At 71.2% G+C, this 11825-nt stretch carries 10 protein-coding genes and 1 pseudogene; 5 read left to right on the top strand and 6 right to left on the bottom strand.

Annotated elements, in window-relative coordinates:
• Nucleotides 1-401 precede the first annotated feature (401 nt).
• Nucleotides 402-656, bottom strand: a pseudogene (locus tag VG296_RS32965) (WhiB family transcriptional regulator); the annotation flags it as partial.
• A gap of 116 nt (nucleotides 657-772) precedes the next feature.
• On the opposite strand from VG296_RS32965, the gene VG296_RS20100 reads away from it, so the two are divergent.
• The 5 genes from VG296_RS20100 to VG296_RS20120 all read left to right on the top strand — a co-directional run bounded on the left by VG296_RS20100 (nucleotide 773) and on the right by VG296_RS20120 (nucleotide 6810).
• Nucleotides 773-1138, top strand: coding sequence for a MerR family transcriptional regulator (locus VG296_RS20100; RefSeq protein WP_325567824.1), 366 nt, complete (start codon nucleotides 773-775; stop codon nucleotides 1136-1138).
• Between the two features lie 258 nt (nucleotides 1139-1396).
• Nucleotides 1397-2008, top strand: coding sequence for a response regulator transcription factor (locus tag VG296_RS20105; RefSeq protein WP_034267954.1), 612 nt, complete (start codon nucleotides 1397-1399; stop codon nucleotides 2006-2008).
• An 88-nt stretch (nucleotides 2009-2096) separates the two neighbouring features.
• Nucleotides 2097-3599 (top strand): IMP dehydrogenase, encoded by a 1503-nt coding sequence (gene guaB, locus VG296_RS20110; RefSeq protein ID WP_325567827.1) that lies wholly within the window; start codon nucleotides 2097-2099, stop codon nucleotides 3597-3599.
• 74 nt (nucleotides 3600-3673) lie between these two features.
• Nucleotides 3674-4780, top strand: coding sequence for a GuaB3 family IMP dehydrogenase-related protein (locus VG296_RS20115; RefSeq protein WP_349259638.1), 1107 nt, complete (start codon nucleotides 3674-3676; stop codon nucleotides 4778-4780).
• Between the two features lie 323 nt (nucleotides 4781-5103).
• The gene (locus tag VG296_RS20120; protein ID WP_325567829.1) at nucleotides 5104-6810 is read left to right on the top strand and encodes a glycerol-3-phosphate dehydrogenase/oxidase; all 1707 of its coding nucleotides are present in this window, start codon (nucleotides 5104-5106) and stop codon (nucleotides 6808-6810) included.
• Nucleotides 6811-6932: 122 nt separating this feature from the next.
• Here the strand turns inward: VG296_RS20120 and VG296_RS20125 are convergent, their stop codons facing one another.
• From VG296_RS20125 to rpmA, 5 genes are all read right to left on the bottom strand, one after another.
• The gene (locus tag VG296_RS20125) at nucleotides 6933-7214 is read right to left on the bottom strand and encodes a hypothetical protein (RefSeq protein WP_325567831.1); all 282 of its coding nucleotides are present in this window, start codon (nucleotides 7212-7214) and stop codon (nucleotides 6933-6935) included.
• A 270-nt stretch (nucleotides 7215-7484) separates the two neighbouring features.
• On the bottom strand, nucleotides 7485-8756 hold the full coding sequence (locus tag VG296_RS20130; RefSeq protein ID WP_325567833.1) for a glutamate-5-semialdehyde dehydrogenase: 1272 nt from the start codon (nucleotides 8754-8756) through the stop codon (nucleotides 7485-7487).
• A 15-nt stretch (nucleotides 8757-8771) separates the two neighbouring features.
• The gene (proB, locus tag VG296_RS20135; protein WP_325567835.1) at nucleotides 8772-9902 is read right to left on the bottom strand and encodes a glutamate 5-kinase; all 1131 of its coding nucleotides are present in this window, start codon (nucleotides 9900-9902) and stop codon (nucleotides 8772-8774) included.
• A gap of 81 nt (nucleotides 9903-9983) precedes the next feature.
• Nucleotides 9984-11369, bottom strand: a complete 1386-nt coding sequence (gene obgE, locus VG296_RS20140; protein WP_325567837.1) for a GTPase ObgE — start codon at nucleotides 11367-11369, stop codon at nucleotides 9984-9986.
• Between the two features lie 152 nt (nucleotides 11370-11521).
• Nucleotides 11522-11776, bottom strand: a complete 255-nt coding sequence (gene rpmA, locus VG296_RS20145) for a 50S ribosomal protein L27 (protein WP_325567839.1) — start codon at nucleotides 11774-11776, stop codon at nucleotides 11522-11524.
• Nucleotides 11777-11825 lie beyond the last annotated feature (49 nt).

An 11825-nucleotide genomic window follows, 5' to 3' on the forward strand; every position in this document is an offset into this window, starting at 1 on the left:
GGGGGACGGCGGCCTCCGTCGTCAGCGTGCGGAACTCACACCTTCGCGGGCGTACGTTTCTTCGAGTTCGCGGGAGTTTTCGCAGGGCCCTGCTTCGCCGGTTTGGCCGCGGCGACCCGCTTCCGCGGCAGCGTCGGCTTCGCGACGACCGGAGTCTTCTTCTTCGGCGCGGACCGGTTCGGCGCGAGCTCCGCGGGCACCGACGCCGGCGCCTCGGCCTTCGCGGCGGCCGCCGCCTCCTGCCGCCGGGCCTCGGCCTCCTGCCGCCTGGCCTCCGCCTGCTGCTTGGCCAGCTCGTGGTCGCGCAGCATCTTCTCCCTGAGCACCGCCTTCTCGGCCAGCGCCGCCTTCTCCCGCACCGCGCGCGCCCTGGCCAGCGCCTTCTGCCGCTGGTAGTGGCCCTCGCGCTCCTCCTCGGTCATCCCGCCCCACACCCCGTACGGCTCGCGCACCCGCAACGCGTGCTCCGAGCACTGCTTCTGGACCGGGCAGTTCAGGCAGATCTCCTTGGCCGACTGCTCGCGCGCGGCCCGCGCCGCGCCGCGCTCTCCCTCGGGGTGGAAGAACAGCGAGCTGTCCTTGCCGCGACACAGGCCGCGCAACTGCCAGTCCCACACATCGGCGTTCGGCCCCGGCAGCCGGGAGTAGTCCGCCATGAGTGCTCCTTGAGTGATCCAGTGATTGGACGTCCAGCGAACGGAGGGTTCCCCGGATCGAGTGGATTTGTCGGTATGGGCTCTATACCCACCAGTTGGTTCGGTATGAACCCGCTATGGCGACGCAGTTCGAACGGCTCAGTCCCGACCCTCCGAATGGCGCAGCCGACGAACCGGCGCACGGCTGCCGGATTCCCGCCCCCAGGCGTGCTGACCAGGCCTTTCCATGCCGTCGGGGGTACCTGGCGGCGCCCGAGTGCGGCCGTGCGGAGGCCGCGCGCCGGGCCGGGGTGGCGCCGAGCACGCTGCGTGGCTGGGAGGCGCGGCGGCTGGCCGGGCCGAGCGGCGGCGCCGGGTACACGCCATACGACATCGTCCGGCTCGAGGCGCTTTCCCGGCTGGTGCGCGCCGGTCTGCCGGCCGCCGCGGCCGCCCGACGCCTGGACGAACTCGCGGCCCGCGGGGGGCGCGCGGCCGGGTGATCCCCGCCGAAACGGGCCTTGCCCTCCCCGAATCCGCCCGTCAGGGGCTATGTTGACTACAGCGCTCGGTGATCGATCACTCGCACGGCGTAGTGGACCCGGAAGGCCCATCGCTCGAAAAGGTGATCACCGCCACCGGCTCAAATCGATCTTGAGCAGCGGCGGGTCGAAAAATTCGGCGGCCCGGTGCGTAACGCTTTCGGGTGATGCTCGTTGAGTCTGACGGATCCTGGTCCGCAGTGCGTGGAGGCAACCGCTATGACGTCCATCTTGGTCTGTGACGACTCACCCCTGGCCCGTGAAACCCTGCGCCGCGCGGTCGCCACCGTGCCCGGCGTCGACCGGGTCACCACCGCGAGCAGCGGAGAGGAGGTGCTGCGCCGTTGGACGGCCGACCGGGCCGACCTCGTCCTGATGGACGTGCGGATGCCCGGACTCGGCGGTGTCGAGACGGTGCGGCGGCTGGTCTCCAGCGACCCGACCGCGCGGGTGGTGATGCTCACGATGGCCGAGGACCTCGACGGGGTCGCCCTCGCCGTCGCGTCCGGCGCCCGCGGCTACCTGCACAAGGACGCCTCGCGCGCCGAACTGCGGGCCACCGTCTCGCAGGCCCTGGCCGACCCGACCTGGCGGCTGGCCCCGCGCCGGCTGCGCCCGGCCGAGGTGGGCTCCGCGCCGACCCTCACCGCGCGCGAGATCCAGGTGCTCGAGGGCATGAGCCACGGCCGCTCCAACGCGGAGATCGGCCGCGACCTGTTCCTCTCCGAGGACACCGTGAAGACGCACGCCCGGCGGCTGTTCAAGAAGCTCGGCGCGTCCGACCGGGCGCACGCCGTCGCGCTGGGTTTCCGCTGGGGCCTGGTGCGCTAGCCGTTGCGTCAGGCAAAGCGGTAAGGGGTACCTCGCGGCGACGTTAAACTGGAGTGCATCCCATCACGTCGCCGCCGGGAGGCCAGCCTTGTCCGCATCCGACGCTTTCACCGAGAAGTTCGCGCTCGAGGGCCTGACCTTCGACGACGTCCTACTCGTCCCGGCGGTCTCCGATCTGACCCCGGGCGATTCGGACACCACCTCCCGGCTCACCCGGAACATCTCCGTACGCACGCCGCTGGTATCGGCGGCGATGGACACGGTGACCGAGGCCCGGATGGCGATCGCGATGGCCCGGCAGGGCGGCGCGGGCGTGCTGCACCGCAATCTGCCGCCGGCCGACCAGGCCGCCCAGGTGGACATGGTCAAGCGCTCCGAGTCCGGCATGATCACCCGGCCGGTCACCATCTCGCCGGACGCCACCCTCGCCGAGGTCGACGCCCAGTGCGCCAAGTACCGGATCAGCGGTCTGCCGGTGATCGACGAGGCCGGGCTGCTGATCGGCATCGTGACGAACCGCGACCTGCGCTTCGAGCACGACTTCGGCAAGCAGGTGCACGAGGTGATGACCAAGGCCCCGCTGGTGACCGGCAAGGTCGGCACCACCGGCGCCGAGGCGATGCGGCTGATGGCGGCGCACAAGATCGAGAAGCTGCCGCTGGTGGACGACGAGGGCCGGCTGCACGGCCTGATCACCGTCAAGGACTTCACCAAGACCGAGCAGTACCCGCTGGCCACCAAGGACGCGAACGGCCGGCTCGTGGTCGGCGCGGCGGTCGGCGTCGGCGAGGACGCGTACCGGCGGGCGATGACCCTGGTCGAGGCCGGCGCTGACTTCGTCGTGGTGGACGTGGCGCACGGTCACTCGCGCGGCCTGTGCGAGACCGTCGCCAAGATCAAGGCCAACGCGAACATCGAGGTCATCGCGGGCAACGTGGTCACCGCCGCGGGCGCGCAGGCGCTGATCGACGCGGGCGCGGACGCGGTCAAGGTGGGCGTCGGCCCCGGCTCGATCTGCACCACGCGCGTGGTCGCCGGCGTCGGCATGCCGCAGATCACCGCGATCTTCGAGGTGGCCAAGGCGGCCAAGCCCGCGGGCGTGCCGGTGATCGGCGACGGCGGCCTGCAGTACTCCGGCGACATCGCCAAGGCCATCGCGGCCGGCGCGGACACGGTGATGCTCGGCTCGCTGCTGGCCGGCTGCGAGGAGTCGCCCGGCGACCTGATCTTCATCAACGGCAAGCAGTACAAGCAGTACCGCGGCATGGGCTCGCTCGGCGCGATGTCCTCCCGCGGCAAGGCCGACGGCGTCTCCTACTCCCGCGACCGCTACGCGCAGCAGGACGTCAGCTCGGACGACAAGCTGATCCCCGAGGGCGTCGAGGGCCAGGTGCCCTACCGCGGCCCGCTCTCCGCCGTCGCGCACCAGTTGATCGGCGGTGTGCGGCAGGCGATGTTCTACGTGGGCGCGCGCACCATCGAGGACCTGCAGCGGGCCCAGTTCGTCCGGATCACCTCGGCCGGGCTCAAGGAGAGCCACCCGCACGACATCCAGATGACCATCGAGGCGCCCAACTACCACTCGCGCTGAGCACTGACTGGCCGTCAGCGGCGGTCTCGGTAGGCTGAGGTGTAAGCCTTCACGCCGCGGAAAGGGATAGTGCGTTGACTGAGGTGGAGATCGGCCGGGCCAAGCGGGCCCGACAGGCGTACGGCCTGGACGACGTGGCCCTGGTGCCCGCGCGGCGGACCCGCGACCCCGAGGAGATCTCGATCTCCTGGCAGATCGACGCGTACGAGCTGGAACTGCCCTTCCTGGCGGCGCCGATGGACTCGGTGGTCTCCCCGGCCACCGCGATCGCCATCGGCAAGCTGGGCGGCGTCGGCGTGCTCGACCTCGAGGGCCTGTGGACCCGGTACGCCGACCCGCAGCCGCTGCTCCAGGAGATCGCCGAACTGCCCGCCGAGCGGGTGGTGGCCCGGCTGCGCGAGCTGTACGCGCAGCCGATCCAGGAGGAGCTGATCGTCCAGCGGATCAAGGAGATCCGGGCCGCCGGCGTGGTCGCCGCGGGCTCGCTGACCCCGCAGCACACCGCGCAGTACGCCAAGGCCGTCGTGGCCGCGGGCGCCGACCTGTTCGCCATCCGTGGCACCACGATCTCGGCCGAGCACGTCTCGCACCGTGCCGAGCCGCTCAACCTCAAGCAGTTCATCTACGAGCTCGACGTCCCGGTCGTCGCGGGCGGCGTGGCCACCTACAAGGCCGCGCTGCACCTGATGCGCTCCGGCGCGGCGGGCGTGCTCGTCGGCTTCGGCGGCGGCTCCTCGCTGACCACGAAGAACGTGCTCGGCATCGCGGTCCCGATGGCCACCGCGATCTCCGACGTCGCCGCCGCGCGGCGCGACTACATGGACGAGTCCGGCGGCCGCTACGTGCACGTCATCGCGGACGGCTCGATGGGCGGCAGCGGCGAGATCGCCAAGGCCATCGCCTGCGGCGCCGACGGCGTGATGATCGGCTCCCCGCTGGCCCGCGCCACCGAGGCCCCCGGCCTCGGCTACCACTGGGGCCACGAGGCCTTCCATGGCGAGGTCCCGCGCGGCATCCGCACCCACCTCGGCACCGTCGGCTCGCTGCAGCAGATACTGCTCGGCCCCTCCAGCACCGCCGACGGCGCCATGAACCTCTTCGGCGCCCTGCGCCGCGCGATGGCCACCACCGGCTACTCGGACCTCAAGGAATTCCAGCGCTGCGAGCTGACGGTCGGCTGAGCGGGGCGGGGACAGGAGTCGGCGGGCGGTTCGGCCGTCCGCCTGCTCCGGGATGCGGCTCGGGCTGGTGAAAATCGCCGCTTCGCGACTGCGGCGATAAACGCTCCGCGACTGCGCTCCTCCGGTCGGCCGCCACGCTCCCGGCCCTGCGGCGACGCGCGACTCGGTCGAGGGTGAGCCGCGTCGCGCGGACGGCTCGATGATCCGATCGTGCTCCGCCTTTCCTCACCTCCACACTGTCGTGGAGTCCGTCGGCGCGTCGTATCGGGTCGAGTGCCGCACCCGCCCTGCGCGGCCGACGGCGCGGACCTAGACTCGTGCCCATGCAGCTGAGCGCGAAGCTAGGTCCGGACCAGCGGCTCGAGGCGCTGGAGGCCATGTCGGGGCAGGTACTCGACGTCCTGGTCGTCGGCGGGGGAGTGGTCGGCGCGGGGTCCGCGCTCGACGCGGCGACCCGTGGGCTGTCGGTCGGGATCGTCGAGGCGCACGACTGGGCCTCGGGCACCTCGAGCCGATCCTCGAAACTCATCCACGGCGGCCTGCGCTACCTCGAGATGCTGGACTTCCGGCTGGTCCGCGAGGCGCTCAAGGAGCGCGGGCTGCTGCTCGACCGGCTGGCCCCGCACCTCGTGCACCCGGTGCCGTTCCTGTACCCGCTCACCGGCCACGTCTGGGAGCGTGCGTACGCGGGCTCGGGCGTCGCGCTCTACGACGGCATGAGCGTCTCCTCGGGCCACGGACGCGGCCTTCCTGCACACCGCCACCTGACCCGGCGGCACGCGCTGCGCATCGCGCCGTCTCTGCGCAAGGACTCGCTGGTCGGGGCGATTCAGTACTATGACGCGCAGGTCGACGACGCCCGTTTCGTGGCCACCCTCGTGCGCACCGCGGCGAGCTACGGTGCGCACGCGGCGAACCGGGCCCGCGTCGTCGCCTTCCTGCGTGAAGGCGAGCGGGTCGTCGGCGCCGTCGTGCGCGACGAGCTTTCCGGTAAGGAGTACCGGATCCGCGCGGCGCAGGTGATCAACGCGACCGGCGTGTGGACCGACGACGTGCAGGAGATGGTCGGCGAGCGCGGCAAGTTCCACGTACGCGCGTCCAAGGGCGTGCACCTCGTCGTGCCGCGGGACCGGATCCAGTCGGAGTCGGGCATCATCCTGCGCACCGAGAAGAGCGTGCTGTTCATCATTCCGTGGGGCCGACACTGGATCATCGGCACCACCGACACGGACTGGACGCTGGACAAGGAGAATCCGGCCGCGACCGCGGCGGACATCGACTACGTCCTCGCGCACGTCAACAAGGTGCTGAACACGCCGCTGTCCCGCGAGGACGTCGAGGGCGTATACGCAGGTCTCAGGCCTCTGCTGGCCGGCGAGTCGGAGCAGACCTCGAAGCTCTCGCGCGAACACGTCGTCGCGCACGTCGTGCCGGGCCTGGTGGTCGTGGCGGGCGGCAAGTACACGACGTACCGCGTCATGGCCGAGGACGCGGTCAACGCGGCGGTGCACGGCCTGGATCAGCGAGTGCCCGCCTCGTGCACGGACAACGTCCCGCTCCTCGGCGCCAGCGGATACGCGGCCCAGTGGAACTCGCGGGCGCGGCTCGCGAACAGCAGCGGGCTGCACGTGGCCTGGATCGAGCACCTGTTGCGCCGCTACGGCACCATGGCTTCGGAGCTCGTGGACCTCGTCCAGCAGAACCCTGATCTCGCTCAGCCGCTCGAGGGCGCCGGCGAATATCTGCGCGCCGAGGTGGTCTACGCGGCCACGTACGAGGGCGCGCTCGACCTCGAAGACGTCCTCACCCGCCGCACCCGCATCTGCTTCGAGACCTTCGACCGCGGCGTCCGGGCCGCCCGTCCCGCCGCCGAACTGCTGGCCTCCGCCCTCGGCTGGGACAAGGAGCACACCGAGGCGCAGATCGCCGGCTACGAGGCCCGCATCGCCGCCGAGCGCGCGGCGCAGGAGCAGCCGAGTGACGAGGAGGCGATGGCCGCCGCCGCTGCCGCCACCCGCGCCGCGGAGTAGGACGGCAGCCCGGCATGGCCTACCGTCGGGCGTGCGCACGGTGCCGCACGCCCGTACGCCGCGTCCGCGTCCGTGCCCGAATCCCGAGGGCTAGGTTCGGGCGGTCGTCTGCGCCGTGCGGGTCATCTCAACAGTCCCAGCGAGACCGGCAGCACCGCGGCGAGGGCGAGCAGCCCGCCGAGCATCCAGACGGAGCTCGGCCGCAGTGCCCTGAGATGTCGGGCGGGGCGCACGGTCCAGGCGATGCCCGGGGCCGGGGTGCGCGGGTTGGCGGACTCCGCCTCGCGTCGGCGCCAGGTGGCCTCGAGCAGGCGTGTCTGCGCGGACGCCTCGTGCACGTGGGCGGAGCGGACGAAGTCCTCGTCCAGCAGGAAACAATCGATCTCTTCGGTCCACGGGGTCACCGTGGCGGCGGGCGCCTGAGCCCCAAAGAAGTCGCTTTCCGGGGCCCCGCAGTGTCGGCTGCGCTGTCCCGGAATGCGGCCTGGCTCTGAGGCGCCGTTGCCTGAAAGCTCGCGATCGGCCATTGCCGCACTGTAACCGAATTGTTGCTAGATCAGTAGGGCCACGCGCACGGCTGGCGTGTTCCCGCAAGCAGGTCGGACCGTTGGACCTCGGGCGAGCCGATCACGCTTCGATCTGCTTGATCACCATTCTTGATCAGCTATTCGTGATCAGCTGTTCGCGTTCTTCGCGCGGGTCTGGCCGTCACCGATCACGACGTACTTCGTGCTGGTCAGCTCCGGGAGTCCCATCGGGCCCCTGGCGTGCAGTTTCTGGGTGGAGATGCCGATCTCCGCGCCGAAGCCGAACTCGCCGCCGTCGGTGAACCTGGTGGAGGCGTTGACGATCACGGCCGCCGCGTCGACGCGCGCGGTGAATGCGCGCGCGGCGGCCTGCGAACGCGTGATGATCAATTCGGTGTGCGAGGTCGAATAGCGCCGGATATGAGCGACGGCCTCGTCGATCGAGTCAATGATCGCGGCCGCGATATCCAGCGAAAGGTATTCGTTCTCGAAGTCAGTCTCCTGCGCCGGAACCACGTCTGCCGAGTACGCCGCGACCCGTGCGTCGCCGTGCACTGTCACGCCCTTGTCCGCCAGCGCCCGCAGCGCGCGCGGCATGAACTCGTCCGCGATGTCCTTGTGCACCAACACCGTCTCCGCCGCGTTGCACACGCTCGGACGCTGCGTCTTGGAGTCGATCAGCAGCTCGATCGCGAGGTCCGGGTCGGCGTCCGCGTCGACGTACACGTGGCAGTTGCCGACGCCGGTCTCGATCACCGGCACGATCGCGTTCTCCACGACATTCTTGATCAGCGCCGCACCGCCGCGCGGGATCACGACGTCCACCAGCCCGCGCGCCCGCAGCAGTTCGGTCACCGAGTCGTGCGTGTCGCCGGGCACGAGTTGCACGGCGTCGGCCGGGAAACCGCTGTCCGCCAACGCTTCGCGCAGCACACCCACCAGCGCCGCGTTCGACTCCCGCGCGGACGTCGAGCCGCGCAGCAGCACCGCGTTGCCCGACTTCAGGCACAGACCCGCCGCGTCCACGGTCACGTTCGGCCGCGCCTCGTAGATGATCCCGACGACGCCGAACGGAACGCGCACCTGCCGCAGTTCGAGACCGTTGGCCAGCGTCGAGCCGCGCACCACCTCGCCGACCGGATCGGCCAGCGCCGTGATCGCGCGCAACGCCTCGGCGATCTTCGCGATCCGCTCCTCGGTGAGCGTCAGGCGGTCCACGATGCCCTCGTCGGTCCCGGCCTCGACCGCGCGACGCACGTCCGCCGCGTTCGCCTCGACGATGCCCGGCGCGTGCTTCTCCAGCGCGTCGGCCATCGCGCGCAGCGCCCGGTCCTTGTCCGCGCGCGTGCGCACGGCCAGATCCTCCGCCGCGATCCGGGCGGCCGCTGCCGCCTCCGTCACCGTCTGAGTCATCGTCATCTCTCGTCCGTCAATTCACTGTCGAAACGCCACGAGGTCGTCGCGGTGCACCACTTCGCGCTCGTACTGCGCGCCGAACTGCGCCGCCAGATCCCGCGTCGAGCGGCCGAGCAGCGCGGGCAGCTCCGCGGCGTCGTAGTTGACCAGGCCGCGTCCGATGAGCGCGCCGTCCGGGCCGCACAGGTCCACCGGTTCGCCGGCCGTGAAGCTGCCGGACACGGCCGTGATCCCGGCCGCCAGCAACGAGGATCCGCGTTCCGTCACCGCGCGCACCGCGCCCTGATCGAGCGTCAGCACGCCGCGTGCGGTCGTCGCGTGTGCCAGCCACAGCCTGCGTGCGCCGCCGCGTTCGCCGGTGCGGTGGAAGTACGTGCCGACCTCCTCGCCGCGCAGCGCCCGCGCCGCGTACGCGGCCGTCGTCAGTATCACCGGGATGCCCGCGCCGGTCGCGATCCGCGCCGCCTCGACCTTGGTGACCATGCCTCCCGTGCCGATGCCCGCCTTGCCCACCGAGCCGATCGAGACGCCCTCGAGGTCCTTCGGCCCGCGTACCTCGCGGATCGGCGTCGCGCCCGGCGTGCTCGGATCCCCGTCGTAGAGCGCGGCGACGTCGGACAGCAGCACCAACAGGTCGGCGTCCACGAGGTGCGCCACGAGCGCCGCCAGCCGGTCGTTGTCGCCGAAGCGGATCTCCTGCGTGGCCACGGTGTCGTTCTCGTTCACGATCGGCACGACGCCGAGCTCCAGCAGCTTGTTCAGCGTGCTGACGGCGTTGCGGTAGTGCGAGCGGCGGGTCACGTCGTCCGCGGTCAGCAGCACCTGCCCGACGCGCCGGCCGTAGCGGGAGAAGGACGCCGTGTAGCGCGCGATCAGCAGGCCCTGGCCCACGCTCGCCGCCGCCTGCTGCTTGGCCAGATCCCGCGGCCGCCGGCTGAGCCCCAGCGGCGCCAGGCCGGCCGCGATCGCCCCCGAGGAGACGAGCACGACCTCCGCGTCCGGCACGTTCTCGGCGATCGCGTCCACCAGCGCGTCCACCCGGCTGCCGTCAAGACCGCCGGCCGTCGTGGTCAGCGACGAGGAGCCGACCTTCACCACGATCCGGCGCGCGCCGACGACCTCCCGCTCCACCTGCTGCAACGCGCTCACCCGACCATTCTGCCCGGCGCCCGACCTGCGACCCAAGCCGGTTTCACACTCTGGGCTCGCAGGAGCCTTCCGGTGTCTGCCTCAGCCGTACAGCCGGTCGTCCGAGCCGCGCGGGCCGAGGTGTTCGGCGCCGCCGGAGAGGGTGGGGCGCCAGTCGAAGACGACCGCGTCGTCGCCGTCGCCGATGACGACCTCGTCGCCCTCGTGCGCGCCCAGTTCGAGCAGGGCCTGCTCGACGCCGAGCTTGTAGAGGCGCTCGGCGAGGTAGCCCACGGCCTCGTCGTTCTGGAAGTCCGTCTGCCTGATCCAGCGCTCGGCCTTGTGGCTGCGCACGACGTAGTGCTCGTCCTCGAAGTCGAGGGTGAAGGGCACCTCGTCGACGGCCCTGGGGCGCAGGATGACGCGCTCCTGCACGATCTCGGGGCGCTCGGCGCGGGACTGCTCGACGATCTCGACGAGGGCGTAGCCCAGCTCCTTCAGGCCCGCGTGGCTCACGGCGGAGACCTCGAACACGCGCAGGCCGCGGCCCTCGAGCTCGGTGCGCACCAGGTCGGCGAGGTCCTTGCCGTCGGGGATGTCGGTCTTGTTGAGCACGACCAGCCGCGGACGCTCCGTCAGCTTGCCGTATTCGCCGTGCTGGTCGTCGGGGATCTTCGCCTCGTACGCCGCCAGTTCGGCCTCGATCGTGTCGAGGTCGCTGATCGGGTCGCGCTCCGGCTCCAGCGTCGCGCAGTCGAGGACGTGCACGAGTACGGCGCAACGCTCGATGTGCCGCAGGAACTCGTGGCCGAGGCCCTTGCCCTCGCTCGCGCCCGGGATCAGGCCGGGGACGTCGGCGATGGTGAACACGTGGCCCGCGGACTGCACCACGCCGAGGTTCGGCACCAGCGTGGTGAACGGGTAGTCGGCGATCTTCGGCTTGGCGGCGCTCATCGCCGCGATCAGCGAGCTCTTACCCGCGCTCGGGTAGCCGATCAGCGCGACGTCCGCGACCGACTTGAGTTCGAGCACGTACTCGCCGCTCTCGCCCTCCTCGCCGAGCAGCGCGAAGCCGGGGGCCTTGCGCTTGGTCGAAGCCAGCGCGGCGTTGCCGAGGCCGCCGGAGCCGCCCTGCGCCAGCACCAGTTGGGTACCCGCGCCGACCAGGTCGGCGACGAGTTCGCCGGCCCGGGTCTTGACGACAGTGCCGCTGGGCACCGACAGCACCACGTCCGCGCCGTTCGCGCCCTGCCGGTGCGCGCCCGCGCCCGGCTTGCCGTTGCCCGCGGTGCGGTGCGGCGAGAAGTGGAAGTCCAGCAGCGAGGTCACGTCCGCGTCCACCACGAGCATCACGTCCCCGCCGCGGCCGCCGGCGCCGCCGTCCGGGCCGCCGAGCGGCTTGAACTTCTCCCGGTGCACGGAGGCGCAGCCGTGGCCGCCCTTGCCCGCGGCGACGCTGAGCACCACGCGGTCGACGAAGCTGGCCATCGGAATCTCACTCCAGAGGAAGAGGGCGAAGAAGGTGCTGTGCGGAGGGTTCGATAAAAACGATAAGCCGGGTCCGACGGACCCGGCTCACCGAAGGATTTCGAGGCTCACCCGGCAGGCGGGCGCGCGCTCGCAGTGCGTACAGTCGCCGCTCAGGCGACCGGCACGATGTTGATGACCTTGCGGCCGCGGTGCACGCCGAACTTGACGGCACCGTCGGCCAGCGCGAACAGGGTGTCGTCGCCGCCGCGGCCGACGTTCTCGCCCGGGTGGAAGTGCGTGCCGCGCTGGCGCAGGATGATCTCGCCGGCGTTCACGACCTGGCCGCCGAAGCGCTTGACGCCGAGCCGCTGAGCGTTGGAGTCGCGCCCGTTCCGGGTGGACGAGGCGCCCTTCTTGTGTGCCATGTCGGTTACTTCTTCCCGGTCTCGATGGACGTGACCTTGACCTGGGTGT

The organism is Actinospica sp. (genome assembly GCF_035552695.1).
In the GTDB taxonomy this organism is placed as follows: Bacteria; Actinomycetota; Actinomycetes; order Streptomycetales; family Catenulisporaceae; genus Actinospica.

Coding starts and splice junctions, on each gene's coding strand:
- VG296_RS20100 (WP_325567824.1), top strand. CDS start 773: ATGGCGACGCAGTTCGAACGGCTCAGTCCCGACCCTCCGAATGGCGCA.
- VG296_RS20105 (WP_034267954.1), top strand. CDS start 1,397: ATGACGTCCATCTTGGTCTGTGACGACTCACCCCTGGCCCGTGAAACC.
- VG296_RS20120 (WP_325567829.1), top strand. CDS start 5,104: ATGCAGCTGAGCGCGAAGCTAGGTCCGGACCAGCGGCTCGAGGCGCTG.
- VG296_RS20130 (WP_325567833.1), bottom strand. CDS start 8,756: ATGACGATGACTCAGACGGTGACGGAGGCGGCAGCGGCCGCCCGGATC.
- obgE (WP_325567837.1), bottom strand. CDS start 11,369: ATGGCCAGCTTCGTCGACCGCGTGGTGCTCAGCGTCGCCGCGGGCAAG.
- rpmA (WP_325567839.1), bottom strand. CDS start 11,776: ATGGCACACAAGAAGGGCGCCTCGTCCACCCGGAACGGGCGCGACTCC.